We start from the raw sequence: 16,168 nt of genomic DNA, 5'->3' as shown, positions 1-16,168 counted from the left end.
TTACGCTGCGCTCCCTGTTGTTAAACGTGCAACCAAAGCGCACATCATTGCCAGGAGAGGGCGACCGGGGGATGGTCCTCGATGACGCGTCCGCGGAGTTCCACGAATTCTTCGAACGCCACTATGCCGAGCTCGCTCGTCTGGCACACCTCCTGACCGGTGAGACCGACGCGGCGGACGACCTCGCGGCGGATGCCCTGGTCGCCCTGTGGCAGCGCTGGGACCGCTTGCGCCAGGCCGACCACCCGCTGGCCTACGCTCGCGGTGTGGTGGCCAACCTCGCGCGCGCACGGATCCGCAGCGCGATGCGCGAGCGACGCCGGATCACCCTCTTCTGGTCCCGCAGCCCCGAGAAGGTGGAGGGGCCGGATACGGCGGCCGTGCTGGATGTCCGCGCGGCGCTCGCCCGGCTGCCGTTCAGCAAGCGCGCCTGCGTGGTGCTGCGACACGCCTTCGACCTGTCGGAGAAGGACACCGCGGCGGCGCTGGGCATCTCGGTCGGCACGGTGAAGAGCCAGACCTCGAAGGGAATGGCCGAGCTGGAAAGGATGCTTGGCGCACGCGCGGGCGCGGACCTGGTGGCAGGGAGGAGGAACCGGTGAACGAGGAGATCGACCGTCGGCTGCGCGAGGCCGCCGAGGCTCACCGGCCCGACCGTGCCAGGATGCTGGCCCGGGTGGAACGCGGCATGGCCGGCCCCGCCGTCCGTCACCGCGCGCGGCCGTTCGCGAGGTCCGGGATCAGGATCGCGCTCGCCGGGCTCGCCGCCACCGGCATCCTGGCGACCGGCGGCCTCGCCGTCGCCGCCATCGTCGCCCACTCGTCGCCGCCTGTCACCCCGGCCCCGCCTGCCACCCCGTCCCCGACCGTCAGCTCCCCGCACCCGACATCAACCCGCCCCACCCCCGTCGCGCCGCCCCCGGCCGCCACCCCGGGCAGCTCGCGCCCGACCCCGGCGGCCACCAGTCCATCGCCGACCGCCGACAAGAGCCGCAACGGGCCGCTGTGGTCGGCCGGCTCGGTGGACCCAGGCAGCACCGTCTACTGGACGCAGAGCAACCTCGCCCTCAAGACGACCCAGCCGCTCACCTCGCTCACGGTCGAGATGCGGATCGTGCAGACCGGCGGGGTGAAGAACACCGGCACCTGGCAGACCCTGCCGAGCGGTGACTTCACCGTCACCGTCCAGGAGGCCGGCGGCACGCTGGTCTACCGCTGGGTCCTCAAGCCGGGCCTGACCGTGCCGGCCGGGAGCCATGAGTTCGCCGCGCAGTTCAACAACGGCACCAGTGTCCGCAGTGCCGCGAGCGACGGCTACCGCGTCGACGGGCAGGGTTCGGGCGGCTCCGCGTCGGTCCGGGGAGGGTTCGTCCGGACCCGGTGAACACCGGCGGGTCGCCGTGGAACCGGGTGGGCGGCGACAGGGACAGTGAAGAATCTTCCCCCGATCGGGCAAGCACCTGGTCTACGCGTCGGACGTGTCGGGATCGTCGTACGGCTCGATGATGTTCAAGCCCTTCACGAACTGGGCGGACATGGCCTCGGCCGGCCAGACCGGCATGAGCCGGAAAGCGGTGGCGCCCACACTCAGCGCTACTTCCGCTCTTTCACCGCCACCAGCCTGAACGGTCCGTGGGCCCCGCAGGCCGCCACCGAGAGCAGCCCGTTCGCGGGCATGGCCAACAGCGGTGCCACCTGGAGCAACGACATCAGCCATGGTGACCTGGTCCGCACCGACCCCGACCAGACCATGACCATCGACCCCTGCCACCCGCAGTTCCGCTACCAGGGCAAGTCCCCCACAGCGACCGGCCCCTACGACCGACTGCCGTGGCGCCCGGGCGTCCTCACCCTCCAGCGCTGCCCCGCCTGATCCACGGACCTCAGCCCGACGAAGACAACGAAACGCGCCCCCATCGAAGAGATGGGGGCGCATTCGTCGGCTTCGCCTACTTGAGCGGTGTACCGCCCGAGTTGTGGTACGCGATCGTCTTGTTGATCAGGTTTCCGCCGTCGGTCTCGACCGAGGTCTGCTCCTGCTGCCCCGGACCGAAGAACAGGCCGGCGATGTGGGCGTCCGCCACCTGGTCCATGTGGGCGAAGAACCAGTCCACCTTGTCGTCCTTGTAGTGGTTGAGGGTGTTGTTCTGCGCCATGTTGCCCACGGGGATCTGCCACAGGACCATCGGCTTGCCCACGGACTCGGCCATCGTCTTGTAGAACTTCAGCGTGGCGGCGGCCTTCTGGTCGTTCCAGAAGTGGTCACTGCCGCCGTGGGCCGGCTGCGCGTACCAGCCCGCGTCGCGGTCCGACACGTCGGTGGCCAGGAAGTCGGCGTTCTTGGCCCCGAAGCTCTCGTAGGACTTGACGCATGCCTGCGTGTTGGTCTCCCAGTCGAAGCAGGAGAGGTGCATCCCGACTTCGGTGTTCGGCGCGTACTTGTGCGCCATCGAGATCAGGCACTGGGCGAGCCCGGTGGCGCTGTTCTCCTGCGATCCGCAGTCCTTCGGATTCGCGCTCTTGACCTGTGCGGGAACCTGGTGCGGATCGCCGAGCGACCGGACGTAGCCCCAGAAGTCGGGCTCGAGGTCGATCGCGTCGTGCGACGTGCCGATCTTCTGAAGGAAGAAACGGTAGTCGTTCAGGTACCGGGTGAGCAGGTCGACCCGGTTGATGGCCTTGACCTCGCCCGGCCCGTCGCCCTCGCCCGCCGCATCGCCGAGGTCGCGCAACGAGTACCAGGTCCAGAGCATCTTCTGTGGACGCGACTTGCCCTTGTACGTCGCCTGGGACACCACGTCGTCCCGCCAGGTCACGTACGTGCCGGGTGCCGTGGTGCTGCCGTTCCAGCAGCCCCACCAGCCCGACCAGTCGTCGTGGCATTTCGCCGCCGTGTAGTAGTCCGACGAGGGCGCGGGCTGGCTGTGCACATAGGCGTACCGCACGTCGAACGGCGCGGCGGCCGCCGAGGCGTCGGACATCGAGCCGCCGATGAGCACCGTGTCGCTGCCCAGGAAACGTGTCGACGAGCTGCCGCCGGCGGCCACGGGAGACGGCGTGGACGACGGGTGCGAGCTGCTCGGAGCCGGGCTGGTGGGAACGCTGCCGCTCGGCGCGGTGGGTGTACCGGAGCTGCCGACACTCCCGGCCGGGACGAGTTGCCACTGCTGATCGGCGCTGCCCCGGTCGCGGTTCTGGACGACACCGCTCCCGTCGTCTTTGGCGGCGTTGTGGACATCGACGGCCATGCCACTGAAGCGATTGACCAGGCGCACGTAGCCGTTCGGCGACTTGGCCAGTTTGAACTGCTGGTTGGTGCCGTTCTGGTCTTTCCACTGCACGACGGCGGAGCCGGCGGTCTTCGACCAGCCGAGGTCGTCCAGCACCTTGCCGGAGTTCCGGTTCTTCAGCCGGAAGTACCCGTCCCCCGCGTCGATGAACCGCCACTGCTGGTTGGGGCCGCCGTGGCGCGCCCATTGCACCACCGCCGCGCCGTCGTTCTTGGCGGAGCCGCGGTCGTCCAGCACCTTGCCGCTGTTGCGGTTGACCAGCACGTACCACTTCTTCAGATCCAGGGTTTTCTGGTCCGCCGAGGCCTGGCTGACCACGACAGCCGAGCCGGCCACGACCACCATGGTGAGACCCGCCCACAGGCCCCGCCGCGCGAGCAACCGACGGCCGCGATGCTTCGGGCGGTCACCGCGCGCGCCGCCGTCGGCACGGTGGCCGCCGATGCCGCCGACGCGGGATGCCACCGATGACGTGGGTGGGCCGGGGACATGTCTGTGCTCTCGTTCCGGGGACATGCCTGTGCTCTCTTTCAGCCGTTGCATCTGACCGGACCACTTGGCCGGACAACGCTGAGTGGTCCGAGAGGCCGAAAAAGGTTGCCGCGAAGACCCACACTTTATTTCGCCTTGACCGCTTCCCGTTCGCTGCGGAGTGCGGGGCTTGGTCACTGGGCATGTCATGGTCTTCTGCGGCGGGTCCCGGATGTGGCCGCTTCAAGTCGACTTGGGGCACGTGGTGGGGGGGAGAGGGGGTCACGCCACCCCGAATTAGTCCAGACAGCAAACAACCCCCAGGCCGCTGACCTGGGGGCAAATTCTGGAGCGGGTGACGAGAATCGAACTCGCACTCTCAGCTTGGGAAGCTGATGTTCTACCACTAAACTACACCCGCGAAAACGCCGGTTGAACCGGTGTCGGAACGCTCCGTCACTGTACCGCATGTCGTGCCCCGGGTGCTGGGGCCGTGGCGTTCGGGCGGGTGGGGTGAGGGGTGACCGGGGCTGCGGCGGGCCGGAGTTGGGGCGTACGGTGGAGGGGTGGAAGAGGGTCCGGGCGGGGTCGGAGTGCCGCCTGGAGAGTCGCTCCTTTCATCCCGTAATGTGGCATTTGGCGTCCGGCGAGCAGCAGCCGGACGCGGCTCTTGGGGAAGGGACTCTTGGACTTGATGGAGCGCACCGTCGTCCGATGTGCCGATGGGCACGTGTTCAGTACCGCTTCGTTCCCGATGCAGCAGGCGGAGCGGCTCGGCCCCGGCCGGCTCGTGAGGTGTCCACGGTGTGCCCGGCTCCGCAGCGTGGTGCCGGTGGCCTTGGAGAAGCAGGACCGGTAGAGAACAGGACCGGTAGCGACGTAGAACCGGTAGGCAGAAGCAGAACCGGTACGGCAGCAGGGCCGGTACAAGCAGTACGTGCACGTAGTCGCAGGCGCGCGGGTCCGTCCGATTGTGGTCGGTCCGCGCGTCTTGCGTATCCTCGGGGCGTGCTTCTCTCAGACAAGGACATCCGGGCCGAGATCGACGCCGGGCGGGTCCGGATCGATCCCTACGACGAATCCATGGTGCAGCCGTCGAGTGTCGACGTGCGCCTCGACCGCTACTTCCGGGTGTTCGAGAACCACCGCTACCCCCACATCGACCCCTCGGTCGAACAGGCGGACCTGACCCGGCTGGTGGAGCCGGAGGGCGACGAGCCCTTCATCCTCCACCCCGGCGAGTTCGTGCTCGCCTCGACCTACGAGGTCGTCTCCCTGCCCGACGACCTCGCGTCGCGTCTGGAGGGGAAGTCCTCCCTCGGCCGCCTCGGGCTCGTCACGCACTCCACCGCCGGCTTCATCGACCCCGGGTTCTCCGGCCACGTGACGCTGGAGCTGTCGAATCTCGCGACGCTCCCGATCAAGCTCTGGCCCGGCATGAAGATCGGCCAGCTGTGCATGTTCCGGCTCAGCTCGCCGGCCGAGTTCCCCTACGGCAGCGAGCGCTACGGCTCCCGCTACCAGGGCCAGCGCGGACCCACCGCCTCCCGTTCCTTCCTCAACTTCCACCGGACGCAGGTGTGACCGTGGCCGAGGCACGCGAGAACCTGACCTACGAGGCGTTCGGCGTCGCCGTGCGCGAGCTCGCGCAGGCCGTCGCCGACGACGGCTACGAGCCCGACGTCATCCTCAGCATCGCCCGCGGCGGGGTCTTCGTCGCCGGGGGCCTCGCGTACGCCCTCGACTGCAAGAACATCAGCCTCGTGAACGTCGAGTTCTACACGGGCGTCGGCACCACCCTCGACATGCCCGTCATGCTCGCGCCCGTCCCGAACGTGATCGACTTCTCCGACAAGAAGGTCCTGATCACCGACGACGTCGCCGACACCGGCAAGACCCTCAAACTGGTCCGCGACTTCTGCCTCGACACCGTCGCGGAGGTCCGCAGCGCGGTCGTCTACGAGAAGTCGCAGTCCCTGGTGAAGTGCGAATACGTGTGGAAACGCACCGACGAGTGGATCAACTTCCCGTGGAGTGTGTTGCCTCCGGTACATAGGTCGGGGGAAGCGGCAAAGTCGAACAGGGAAGCGATCTAGGAAGGCCTCAGCTGCGCGGCGTGGGATCCGGGTTAGCGGATATCGGTCATGTGGGTAACTCACGTGAGTGGACTGGATATCTCCGGTGAGCACGCTGGCCGGCGCCGTGGTCGGGGTAGGTTCCGCACTGATTGCTGAGCGCATCCGCTCACGTCGTGACCTGGAGCGGGAGGGCGCGCAAACCCGAAGGGCGGTCTACTCCGACTTCCTCATGGCACTCAGTCGAGGGCACTCCGAGATGCGGATGGTCGTTCTCAGCCCTGACTGCCCGTCCGGGGAACGACTCTATGGTGATCTTCATCGGGCGCTCGACAGCTCAGGTGTCTGGAGACTGAGACAGAGTCTGTCGCTCACCGCCTCGGCCGAGATCATTCAACTCGCGGTGAGCGCGTGTGAGGCACTGACTCGTATGCGGGACGGGCTTATCGAGGACCCGGATGTCAGTCGCGATCCATACCTGCGAGTGAGGGCCCATCTTTGGAAGGAGAACGCTCACCTGCGGGAGGCCATGCGTAGAGACCTCGGCATGGACGGTCCTCCGGATCCCGAGGTAGGCCAGTACCGCTACCCGGCCACATCTTGAACAACCGCTGGCGCCGGCCCTGGAGCGTTTTGCCTGTAGTACGCGAGTCGGGTCAGCCGGTCACGAGAAGCACTCTGACCTGCCGGACTGTCAACCGCAGAATCACCGTCCCCTGATGTCGCGGTGGCCTCTCAGGAACCTGTGCTGTTGGTGGTCGGCAGGAGGGCGGCCAATTCGGCGTCGTCCGGGCGGTGGACGGCCTCGGCCGCATTGCGCAGAACGGCGCGGTCGACCTTGTCCGCGTCCGCGATCAGATGAACCACCACGGCGTCGATGGGCACCGCGTATTCGTGGCTGGCACCGGCTTTGCGGTACCAGGCGTCGCCGTCGTGCTCGCAGGTGACCCGCTTGTCCGACACCTCGCCCAGTGGCTGCTTGGGGCAGTTCTGCGCTGTCATGGTGCCGCGCCCCGCGAAGAGGCCGAACTTGGTGGCACCCTTCTCGGACCGATACGCGACAACGAACTCGTCCTCGTACTCGTCGGCCGTCTCCTCGAACACGGTGTAGCCGGAGACCTTGGTGACATAGACGAGTTCCGGCGCGACGCCCCAGACGCGCGCGGCGGCGTCGAGGTCGGCGCTGTCGGCGGTCGCCCCGCTGTTGTTGTCCGCGTTGCATCCTGTGAGGAGAACTGGCAGCAGGAAGAGGGGGAGGAGCGCACGCGCGGGTCGCATCATGCCCACACCTTTTCGCATGGACATGCCGTAGGAACAATCAATTTCCGGGTTCCTCTCACCCACGCTGTGACCGCGGGTCCACATCCACCCCCGTCGTGTCCGTGAGTGACTGTGGGTCGCCGTGGGTTCCCCCTCCATCGCGTACGCCGGAGGCACACTCAATCTTCGGCCTGACCGGGTGTCGTGAGGTCCACCCATATCCACGGCTTGTGGTCCCATGCCCGCACCTCGCCTATGACGAGGTCGACAGTCGCCCCGACAGCGGGCAGTTCCTGAGCCAGGTGCCGCACTCCCGGCTCGCCGCTGCGGCGAATCATCTCCAGCGATGCGCCAACGGGCTCGTACTCGTTGAGTTCCGCCACGAGACCCCAAGGCTCGTGACCAGTGATCGTCGCTCGGACTGTCTCGCCTTGCCGAAGCTCGGTCAGCGGACGCCTTGAACCGTCTGTCATGGCGGCATGATCTCAATGCCGCCCACGGCAGTCAGCTGCGACGGCGAGAACGTGGTGGCCCGGCGCTCTGGAGTGTGTTGGCTCCAGTACATAGGTCGGGCGACGTGCCGAAGGAGAACAAGGAAGCTGTCTGAGCGGAGAGGTTCCAGGGACCTGAGAGAGCCCTTCGACAGATCGTCGAGGGCCTCTTGCGCTGCTCAGCGCCGCCGGCGCGCGGGGGCGCTCCGCGTTGCTGCTGTGGCGGGTGTGCCTACGGAACCAGGCGTGGTCCTCGGTAGCGCCCGACCTCAGGCTCTGGAGGCCCGCTCATGCCCAAGTCCGATCGCATTGCCTCACATAGGTGAGGGCATCTGGTCGCTGGCCAAACGCGACATCGGCAGCCTCGCCGCCGCCGACCTCAACAGATCACCACAGCCGCGCCCATCACCGCACCGACCCGCCGCACCAGCAGCTCGGCCTGCTCCTGCGTGCCGGTGAAATCCGCGGGGACGAAACCTGGGAGTGCGATCTCGCGGCGCGGCGTCGCGGGCCCGAACTCCTCGGCGCACCACCGCAGCCACCGCTCGCTCCACGTCCGCTGTCCTTGCGGCACGGGACACTCTCCCGGAGAGTCAGGCCGCAGCCACGGTTTCGGCCCCGTCGTGCTGATTCCGGCCGACGGCCGGTCCCTACCACGTAGCCAGTCCGCCATCCGGTCCGGCACCCATTCGCCCATGACACCCCCGGCGATCCCGCGGGCGGCTCCGGCCGCCCTCTCGTCCTCATGTGGGACGTGTCTCGATCCACGGCAGTTGCGTCGGCCGGGCCGAGCAGTCGCGCACCGCCTATGCAGTGGATCGTCAGCTTCGGAAGCTGTGATCTTTCATGGCCGGTTCGGCCGCTGACCCTGGTGAACAGCCAAGCAGGAGACTCGTCGGGCTCGGCTGCTTTCACCGTGGTTCCCCACTGTGCCCGCTCGGTTGCGGTGCGGTGCTCAGACCAGGGGGGAGCAAGTCGGCCCTGTCGTGAGCGGACTGTGGAGGGAAGGCGCTTCTCCAACTCCGTGATGACCGCTATCCAGCAACCAGGCCTGGGGCGACCAAGATCGGGTAAAAGGCGCTCGCGCAACTGTTCGCCTTCCTATACGTGATCTAGTCTCGCTTCAGCTCCAGCGGACAGCTGACTGGATGTGAAAGGCCGTGCGCGTCGGCGATCCTGCGCCCTCACCGGCCAGGGGGGAGCGCATCCGATGCGCTGCGGACAACCGCTCGTGACATCCGCCGTTTTGGCGGTCCTGCTCGGCGGCCTGGGCACCGGCACAGCTCACGCGGACACCGGCACGGCCCTGTACGTCGACAACCTCGCCGCCAACTGCAGCGACACCGGCCCCGGCTCGCAGGCAGAACCCTTCTGCCAGATCCAGCCGGCCGCGCAGGGTGCGACTCCGGGCGACACCGTGCACATCGCGGGCAACAAGACCGCCTATACCCCGGTGACCATCGCGTCTACGGGTACCGCGGACGCCCCCATCACCTTCAGCGCCGCGCCCGGCAACGGAACGGGCCCCACTGTGGTGGGCCAGCAGACGGCGGCGATCACCTTCTCCGGCGCCCAGTACGTCGACATGGCCGGAATCAACGCCTCGGCGGGTGGGGCCACCGCCCTCGCCATCGCGGATTCTCAGCACATCACCTACCGCGTCGCCACCTTCAAGACGGGCGCCACCACGGCGGCCACTGCGGTGATCGCGGTCGACGGTTCCTCCTCCGGCATCGCACTCACCCGTGACCTGGTCCTCACGACGACCGGACTCGGCTTCGCCAGCATGGCCGGAGCGCAGGACATCACGCTCGCCGACGATCACTTCAGCGGGGATACGGGCGGCGGCATCACGGCCGCAGGCACCACGGGCATCCACCTCGCCGGTGACACCATCGCGACCCTCTGCGGGAACGCGATCAGTCTGACCGGCGGCACCTCGGGCTCGGTGGAGAACACTGTCGCGATGCCCGGCGGGACCACCTCCTGCTCCGGCACCGGCACCCCTGCCGAGATCACGGTGGACGCCGCCTCCGCCGACCAGGTCACCGAGGACTACAACGCGCTCAACCCGCTGTCGACCGGCACCGACTACGACTGGGCCGGTACCGCCTACGCCACCACCCAGGCGTTCCAGTCAGGAACCGGACAGGGCGCCCACGACCTGGACCAGACAGATCTGACCATCCCCGTGACGGGGTGGCTGACGGAGCACTCACCGCTCATCGACTCGGCCGATGCCGGCGCCCCCGGAGAACTCTCCACGGACTACTACGGCAAGCCCAGAGTCGACGACCCCCTGGTCGCGGACACCGGCACGGGTGACAGCTCCTACGACCGGGGCGCCATCGAGTTCCAGGACCCGTTCACGGTGAGCGGGGTCGCCATGTCACCGAGCTACACCGCCTACGTCGGGGTGCCGACCACCTTCACCACCAAGGTGAGCAACCCGTGGTCGGACTCGTTGGACGGCGCGAGTTACGCCTTCGACTTCGGCGACGGCACCACCGCCAGGTCGACCACCGGCTCCGCGACGCGTACTTACACGCAGGACTCCGGGAACGGCTACCTCCAGACCGCGGTGACGGTGGACAGGGCCGACGGCACCCAGATGGGCACCAGCGGGTTCGTCACGTTCACGGTCGCCCAGCCGCCCGGGCCCGACGCCGACCTCTCCTGCGGCCAGGATCCGTCCGAACCTCGCACCGCGAACTGCACGTTCACCGCGACCGGCTACTACCCGATGACCAGCGACCGGATCACTTTCGGCGACGCCTCTGCGGCTGTCACAGTCACCGGCTCCAGCGGCTCCACCGCTCACACCTATTCCGCCGCCGGCACGTACACCGTCACGCAGCACATCACCGACTCCGACGGCCGCACCGCCACGGCCACTGCCGAGGTGACGGTCGGATCCTCCTATGTGGTCACAACCCCGAAGCGCATCCTGGACACCCGCCACGGCACGGGCGCGCCCCAGCGACCGGTCGGTCCCGGCGGCGTGGTCCGCCTGAAGGTTCTCGGCGTGGGCGGCATCCCGACGTCCGGGGTGACCGCGGTGACCATGAACGTCACCGACGCCGACGCCACCGCAAGCAGCTACGTCACGGTGTACCCGGACGGCACCAGTCGCCCGACCGCCTCCAACCTGAACTTCACCGCCGGGCGAGTCAACCCGAACCTGGTCAGTGTCCGGGTCGGCAGCGACGGCTACATCGACCTCTACAACGCCCACGGCCACGTCGACCTCATCGCCGACGTGGCGGGCTACTTCACCAGCGTGCCCAGGACAGGCGCGCACCTGAGCGGTCTGTACCCCCTCACCACACCCGTGCGGGACCTGGACACCCGCAACGGCACCGGCACCCCCAAGGGCAAGGTCGCACCGGGCAGTACCACGACCGTCACCCTGCGTCCCGCGAGTTCTTCCGCAGTGGCCGCCGTTCTCAACATCACCGTGACGGGAGGCACCAGCAGCGGTGTGGTCACCGTCTACTGCGGAAGCCGCCCAAGCACGTCGAACCTGAACTACCGCGCCGGGCAGACCGTTTCCAACTTGGTGGTCACGCCCGTCTGCAGCGGCAAGATCGAGATCTACAACACCGGCGGCCACGTCAACCTGATCGCCGACCTCCAGAGCCTCTACGCCACGGTCGGCAGTGCGTTCGTGCCAACCAGCCCCACGCGGTTCCTCGACACACGCAACGGCACAGGAGCCGCGGCCGAGCCGCTGGGCGCCGGCGGCACGCTCACTGTGAAAGTCACTGGTGTCGACGGCGTCCCGGCGAACGCCACCGCGGTGCTGGTCAACCTCACCGGTGTCGCACCGGGCACCGCCACGCACCTGACGGCCTACGGTGACGGAAGCCTGCCGAACGTCTCCAACGCCAACCTGGCCGCCGGAGAGACCCGCCCGGTCCTGGCCGTGATCCCGGTCGGCGCCGACGGCTGCATCCGCATCAACAACGCTCAGGGAGCCGCCAACGTCATCGCTGATCTGGAGGGTTACTACGGCTGACCGGCTCCGGTCCCGTGAGGCAGCCACCAGCGCGCTACCCCGGACGGGGTGCACGCTTTCCAACTGTGTTGGTGGGGTGGTGGGGCATGTGCAGGGGCGTTCACCTGGGTTCATGGGCGGTTGGCCGCCGGCGGTCCATGGTCCTAGAGCCGACCTCGCCACCATGGCGCGTCCAGGCTGTCAGCCGGGATGACCTTGGCCCTTGCCAGAATCTTTCTGTCCAAGGCCCGCACGAGGGCGCGCAACTCACGTGCGCTCTTCCTGGGCAGTGCGTGAAGCGCGGCCTCGAGGGGTTCGCGGAAGCCGGCGCTGTAACACCCACACTCAGGGATGCCGCAATCGGGACCTGCCAGTGGGTCTACAAGTTGTCTGAGGGGACCGTGGGCATAGGCCTGCCAGTGCCAGAACGCTTCTTCTGTGGCTTCGGGCCAGAAGCGGGTCCGCTCTAGTCGACGCAGGTCAGCTGTGCAAGACCCTGAAAGGCGATCAATGAACGGCTACCGTCGCCGTCTCCAGGGGTGGACAGGGAGGTCGCCCCGCAGGGCTGACGGGCGCCTACGCGGCATTGCCCCAGCGACGGTCATACCGGCCGCTACAAGGCTCCGGAGGCACGGCAGCGCACTAGTGGCCTGCGCCGGCTGGCGGGCTGCCCCTTGTCAGGAAGCCACCGCTTTAGGAGCGAGGGTGGGCAATCGTGGGCGGGACCTGGGGATTCTCTGCCTTGCGCGTCGGCTGTCGGTACGCGCTGGCGAACCCCGGTTTCCCGTGAGTCTCCGCGTGTTCTGGCACGAGAGTGGCACGGTCCTCGCCTGAGGTCTGGTCTTGACCGCTGCTGTTCGCGCTGTCGGTGCCAGCCGCTGGTGTCAGAAGTCGTCCATGCTCGCCGGGCCTTCGACGCATTTCCCGCTCTTGTCCACTACGTAGATGACGTCACGGGTTCCCACTGTGCCCTTCGCCTTGCCAGGCTCGGGGTTGATGAGTGGGCAGACCGACTCCACTCCGCGGACAACGACCTTGTACGTCCTGGGCCACGTGCGGCGCTCGGTCCACCCCATGACGGCACCGCCGCTCTCGCCGGGCTTTCGGTCAGGTTCCCCTTCGACCGCAAGCCCGAGCTTCCCGCAGCCTGGACAACCGAACACGTGGGCATCCCAGGCTGACATGTTGACCACGTGCACTGGCAGCCCTTTGCCATCCAGCCCTTTGTCATCGGAACTGCCACACCCCGTAACGGAGGCGGCAGCGATGCCGAGTGCGACCAGCAGCGAAATGCGTGGCCGCTTGATGCGTCGGCGGGACATGGTGTTGGGACAGCCTGGTCTCGCAGGTTGCATGCGTGGACTCTCTCGTTCAACGGTCATGTCTCAGAAGCCCGCAGGGCCGGTCGGCGGCTGTCCCTGTGCCTCGTCCTTTTGGTGGCGCCCGGCTATGGCTGCGGCGAGCGCCAGGAGCGCCTCCACTTGAGCCATCTGCAATCGGTAGTCCGGCTGGACTCTCCCTCCCATGGCGCCCCTCAGCGGTGCCAGGAGTTCGATGGCAGCTTGCTCGTGCTCTTCGTAACTGGCCACGCATACCCCCAGGTCAAGTGGTGCGGCGTGGCACGCTACCGCGCGATCAACGGAGTCTCAATGATCGGGTCAAGCTGATCATAGGAATGTCCGCAGCGCCGCAGAGACTGCAGACGTGAGGCGCACAGTCTTGTTCGTTCGGGACCCCGTGTGCGCTTACGAATTCGCGGAGGACGGACTCGGCAGCGACGAAGGGCTCCCGGTGTGTGCCGGGAGCCCTTCGTCGTCGTAGCGGAGGAGGCTTTAGAACGTGCCGAGTTTCACGATCAGCAGGAGGGCTACCAGCTGGATCGCCGACGCGCCCAGGGCCTTGGGCCAGGGGAGGTCGTGGGAGCGGCTGACCATCATGGTGAGGAGGGCGCCGGCCGCTACCCAGGTGGCCCAGCCGAGGGCCTGGACGAAGGTCGCGTCGCCGCCGAAGAACATGGCGAAGACCAGGCGGGGGGCGTCCGTGATGGACATGATCAGCATGGAGAGGCCGACCGTGGGCTGCCAGGCTCCGTCGCCGCCCAGCTGGCGGGCCAACGTGTGGGTGACCACGCCCAGGATGAAGGACGACAGGACCATCGCCGCGGCGGTCACCAGGACGATCGGGACCGCGTTCGCCAGGGTGGCGTTTATCGCGTCCGCGCGGGCGCCGTCGAAGCCGAAGACTGCCAGCAGGCCGTAGAGGAACGTCACGATCAGGGCGGGGCCCCACATCGTGTAGTCCCGCATCTGGAGGAACGTCTGCTGGGGGGCCAGGACGATGCCTCTCAGGAGGTCCTTCCAGTGCAGGCGGGGGCCGACCGGGCCCGTGGGCGCCTGGGCCGAGCCTGCGCGGTAGGTACCGCCCTGGGTGTACGGGTCCTCGCCCACCGCGAACGACTGGGTGTGGCCCGGGTTGTTCGCCGCGTACGGGTCCGGGGTGCCGGGGTGACCGCCTTGGCCTCCGTAGCCGCCTTGGCCGCCTCGTCCGCCAGGGCCGCCCTGGCCTCCGTGGGCTCCCTGTGCGTACCCGCCCTGGCCGTAGCCGACGTTGTCGCCGAAGTACTCCGGCTCGTCGCCGTAGGCGCCGCCTCCGTACTGGGGCTGCTGCTGGCGGTGCTGTTGCGGGTACGGCTGCGGGGCCGCGGGGTAGCCGTATGACGGCTGGCCCTGGGGCGCCGGGGGTACCTGCTGACCGTATGGGGGGTGTTGAGGGCGCGCTTGCGGGGACCGGGAGTCCCGGCCGCCGCGTCCGATCCTGAATCCAGCCACGTCATCGAACGTACCTGGTTCCGCAGAATCACGTGTCGGGGCGGGGTTTTGGGAGGGGCTTTGCTGCCGAGCTGTGACATCCCCTAAGGGGCTCTCGGGGCGTCTAAGGGTTGGGGGTGGGGATGGCTGGGAGGGGGGAGGGGGCCGCCCGCTTCTGGGCAGTGTCGGGATTCCGCGCCCCGAGTAAAGGGCGCTTCCTCCGGTCGCGTCGGCTTCGCCGATTCCGCTGCGCTCCACCCTTGACTCGGGGCGCGGAATCCCTGGGGGAGAAGCGAGCGGGCGGCCGGGGATGAACGGTGTCCCAGGTAGGAGGCCCCAACCCTGGACTGCGTCCGCCGTCGGCGTTGAGGGGGCGCGGGCGGCACGCTCGCGCGCCGGGCCGGTTCGGCGGCCGACCATCGGTTATTGGTGTCGGCCATTGGCGGTCGGTTGTCGGTTGTTGGCGGCGGCGGCCGTCGGCTGGGGCGATCCGCGATCGGCTATCGGTTGTTGCGCCGACCACCCACCTCCGCAGGCTGTGGGTTTTTCTAACCAGATGAGGGTGGGTCAGTGGTTAGATTTGGGGACAGGGGCACGGTCAGCCATTGGTGCAGGCGTCCTTGAGCCTCTCCGCCGCCGCGTCGATCTTGCTGGAGTCGGGGGTCGTGTCGCCGTTCAGGATGGACCTGTTGTAGTCGGAGATCGCCTTGTCGAGGTCGTCGACCGCCTTGCCGACCTTGTCGTCGCCCGCGTCGGAGTCCGGGTCCTCCCCTTCGAGCTTGGTGAGGTTCCTGTTGATCGTGTCTATGGATTCGTCCGTACGGGTCGGATCCTTCGCCACGTCCACGCCCGCGTCGTGGATTGCCTTGAGGCTGTCGGAGATCGCGCTCCAGTTCTTGAGGCAGGTCAGGGAGTGGGAGGCGGCTGAGGCGGCGGAGTCGGCGGACACGTTCGAGGGGGCGGTGGGGGTGGTGGGGTCGCAGGCCGTGAGCAGTCCTGCGGTCAGTGCCGCGGCCGCCGCTGTGGTGGCGAGGATGGCCGTGCGGTGGGTGCCGTGGGTGCGGTGGGGGTGGCGGATGTGGCGGGGGTGCCGGGAGCGCGCGGTCATGGGTGTGTCCTTCGGAGGGGGCTGCTGGGCGGTTGCGTGGGCGGGGTGGGGTTACGCCCAGGGCTCCTGGTTCGTTGTCTTGGCGGTCGGGGCTCGGTGGGCTGTCAGCAGGCCGCCTGCCGCTCCCAGGGACACCAGGCCCATGCCCGCGGCGGTCGCTATGCCCTTGGCGCCGTCCATGGAGAGGTAACAGAACGCCGCCACACCGGCGTTGAAGAGGAACAGGAACCACAGCGTCGACGGCTTCGACAGGAACGCCTTGATCTTCGGCTTCTTCGCGATGCGCGAGCCGGTCAGCAGTGAGACGGCGATACCGGTGAAGGTGGCGGCGGTCTTGGCCGTGCCGTCCAGCACCGCCCCGGAGGCCGTGCTCGCGACCAGGCCGGCGATGAAGGACGACCACAGGAGCAGATTGGTGACGAACGTCTTCACGGGATTTCCTTCGCGGGAGGGAGGGGCTGATCTGCCCTCTACGATTCCGTCGCGCGCTCGCCGTCACGAGGGACCGTTCTCCCGGATGCGTGGTGTAGCTCGCTACACCCCCCGGCGTACGACAGCGCCCCGCGCCCTTGTGGGCGGGCTCTACTGATCCCCGCAACGCCCTTGAGTTCAGGGAGTTGCGGGGATCGTGGATTTCGAGGTGCTGAAGGCGAGGTTCTTCGAGGCACT

General features: G+C 68.0%; 14 protein-coding genes, 1 tRNA gene and 1 pseudogene. 6 read left to right on the top strand and 10 right to left on the bottom strand.

The window, feature by feature from the left end; genetic code table 11:
- Positions 1–71: 71 nt before the first annotated feature.
- From ACIRB1_RS20865 to ACIRB1_RS20855, 3 genes and pseudogenes are all read left to right on the top strand, one after another.
- Complete coding sequence (locus ACIRB1_RS20865) at positions 72–602, top strand: SigE family RNA polymerase sigma factor (RefSeq protein ID WP_352180072.1); 531 nt, start codon at positions 72–74, stop codon at positions 600–602.
- Positions 599–1,384 carry a hypothetical protein gene (locus tag ACIRB1_RS20860; RefSeq protein ID WP_403466520.1) on the top strand — a complete coding sequence of 262 codons (786 nt, stop codon included), beginning with the start codon at positions 599–601 and terminating at the stop codon, positions 1,382–1,384. Before ACIRB1_RS20865 ends, ACIRB1_RS20860 begins: the two co-directional genes overlap by 4 nt.
- Before the next feature lie 64 nt (positions 1,385–1,448).
- Positions 1,449–1,873, top strand: a pseudogene (locus ACIRB1_RS20855) (non-reducing end alpha-L-arabinofuranosidase family hydrolase); the annotation flags it as partial.
- A gap of 76 nt (positions 1,874–1,949) precedes the next feature.
- On the opposite strand, the gene ACIRB1_RS20850 reads toward ACIRB1_RS20855, so the two are convergent.
- On the bottom strand, positions 1,950–3,755 hold the full coding sequence (locus ACIRB1_RS20850) for an RICIN domain-containing protein (protein WP_403466519.1): 1,806 nt from the start codon (positions 3,753–3,755) through the stop codon (positions 1,950–1,952).
- A gap of 353 nt (positions 3,756–4,108) precedes the next feature.
- Positions 4,109–4,182: transfer RNA gene (locus ACIRB1_RS20845), tRNA-Gly, on the bottom strand.
- A 587-nt stretch (positions 4,183–4,769) separates the two neighbouring features.
- On the opposite strand from ACIRB1_RS20845, the gene dcd reads away from it, so the two are divergent.
- Positions 4,770–5,345 (top strand): dCTP deaminase, encoded by a 576-nt coding sequence (gene dcd / locus ACIRB1_RS20840; RefSeq protein WP_266770151.1) that lies wholly within the window; start codon positions 4,770–4,772, stop codon positions 5,343–5,345.
- Between the two features lie 2 nt (positions 5,346–5,347).
- Complete coding sequence (locus ACIRB1_RS20835) at positions 5,348–5,857, top strand: phosphoribosyltransferase (RefSeq protein ID WP_403466518.1); 510 nt, start codon at positions 5,348–5,350, stop codon at positions 5,855–5,857.
- Between the two features lie 714 nt (positions 5,858–6,571).
- Here ACIRB1_RS20835 and ACIRB1_RS20830 read toward each other — a convergent pair.
- The 3 genes from ACIRB1_RS20830 to ACIRB1_RS20820 form a co-directional block, all read right to left on the bottom strand.
- Entirely contained in the window at positions 6,572–7,117 is a 546-nt protein-coding gene (locus ACIRB1_RS20830; protein ID WP_403466517.1) for a hypothetical protein, read from the bottom strand.
- Positions 7,118–7,275: 158 nt separating this feature from the next.
- Positions 7,276–7,569 (bottom strand): hypothetical protein, encoded by a 294-nt coding sequence (locus ACIRB1_RS20825; RefSeq protein WP_403466516.1) that lies wholly within the window; start codon positions 7,567–7,569, stop codon positions 7,276–7,278.
- 397 nt (positions 7,570–7,966) lie between these two features.
- Positions 7,967–8,161 carry a hypothetical protein gene (locus ACIRB1_RS20820; protein ID WP_403466515.1) on the bottom strand — a complete coding sequence of 65 codons (195 nt, stop codon included), beginning with the start codon at positions 8,159–8,161 and terminating at the stop codon, positions 7,967–7,969.
- Between the two features lie 657 nt (positions 8,162–8,818).
- On the opposite strand from ACIRB1_RS20820, the gene ACIRB1_RS20815 reads away from it, so the two are divergent.
- Complete coding sequence (locus ACIRB1_RS20815; protein ID WP_403466514.1) at positions 8,819–11,605, top strand: beta strand repeat-containing protein; 2,787 nt, start codon at positions 8,819–8,821, stop codon at positions 11,603–11,605.
- 863 nt (positions 11,606–12,468) lie between these two features.
- On the opposite strand, the gene ACIRB1_RS20810 is transcribed toward ACIRB1_RS20815, so the two are convergent.
- From ACIRB1_RS20810 to ACIRB1_RS20790, 5 genes are all read right to left on the bottom strand, one after another.
- Entirely contained in the window at positions 12,469–12,783 is a 315-nt protein-coding gene (locus ACIRB1_RS20810) for a hypothetical protein (RefSeq protein ID WP_403466513.1), read from the bottom strand.
- 186 nt (positions 12,784–12,969) lie between these two features.
- On the bottom strand, positions 12,970–13,173 hold the full coding sequence (locus ACIRB1_RS20805) for a hypothetical protein (RefSeq protein WP_403466512.1): 204 nt from the start codon (positions 13,171–13,173) through the stop codon (positions 12,970–12,972).
- Between the two features lie 243 nt (positions 13,174–13,416).
- The gene (locus ACIRB1_RS20800) at positions 13,417–14,412 is read right to left on the bottom strand and encodes a Yip1 family protein (protein ID WP_403466511.1); all 996 of its coding nucleotides are present in this window, start codon (positions 14,410–14,412) and stop codon (positions 13,417–13,419) included.
- A gap of 577 nt (positions 14,413–14,989) precedes the next feature.
- Positions 14,990–15,499 carry a hypothetical protein gene (locus tag ACIRB1_RS20795; RefSeq protein WP_403466510.1) on the bottom strand — a complete coding sequence of 170 codons (510 nt, stop codon included), beginning with the start codon at positions 15,497–15,499 and terminating at the stop codon, positions 14,990–14,992.
- Between the two features lie 51 nt (positions 15,500–15,550).
- The gene (locus tag ACIRB1_RS20790; RefSeq protein WP_403466509.1) at positions 15,551–15,931 is read right to left on the bottom strand and encodes a hypothetical protein; all 381 of its coding nucleotides are present in this window, start codon (positions 15,929–15,931) and stop codon (positions 15,551–15,553) included.
- Between the last annotated feature and the right edge of the window lie 237 nt (positions 15,932–16,168).

Source organism: Streptomyces sp. NPDC096013 (genome assembly GCF_044763565.1).
In the GTDB taxonomy this organism is placed as follows: Bacteria; Actinomycetota; Actinomycetes; order Streptomycetales; family Streptomycetaceae; genus Streptomyces.
This window is presented reverse-complemented; position numbering and strand designations above follow the sequence as displayed.

Bases quoted from the DNA above. Each gene is read 5' to 3' on its own strand.
- ACIRB1_RS20865 (WP_352180072.1), top strand. From the start codon at position 72: ATGGTCCTCGATGACGCGTCCGCGGAGTTCCACGAATTCTTCGAACGC.
- ACIRB1_RS20830 (WP_403466517.1), bottom strand. From the start codon at position 7,117: ATGATGCGACCCGCGCGTGCGCTCCTCCCCCTCTTCCTGCTGCCAGTT.
- ACIRB1_RS20825 (WP_403466516.1), bottom strand. From the start codon at position 7,569: ATGACAGACGGTTCAAGGCGTCCGCTGACCGAGCTTCGGCAAGGCGAG.
- ACIRB1_RS20795 (WP_403466510.1), bottom strand. From the start codon at position 15,499: ATGACCGCGCGCTCCCGGCACCCCCGCCACATCCGCCACCCCCACCGC.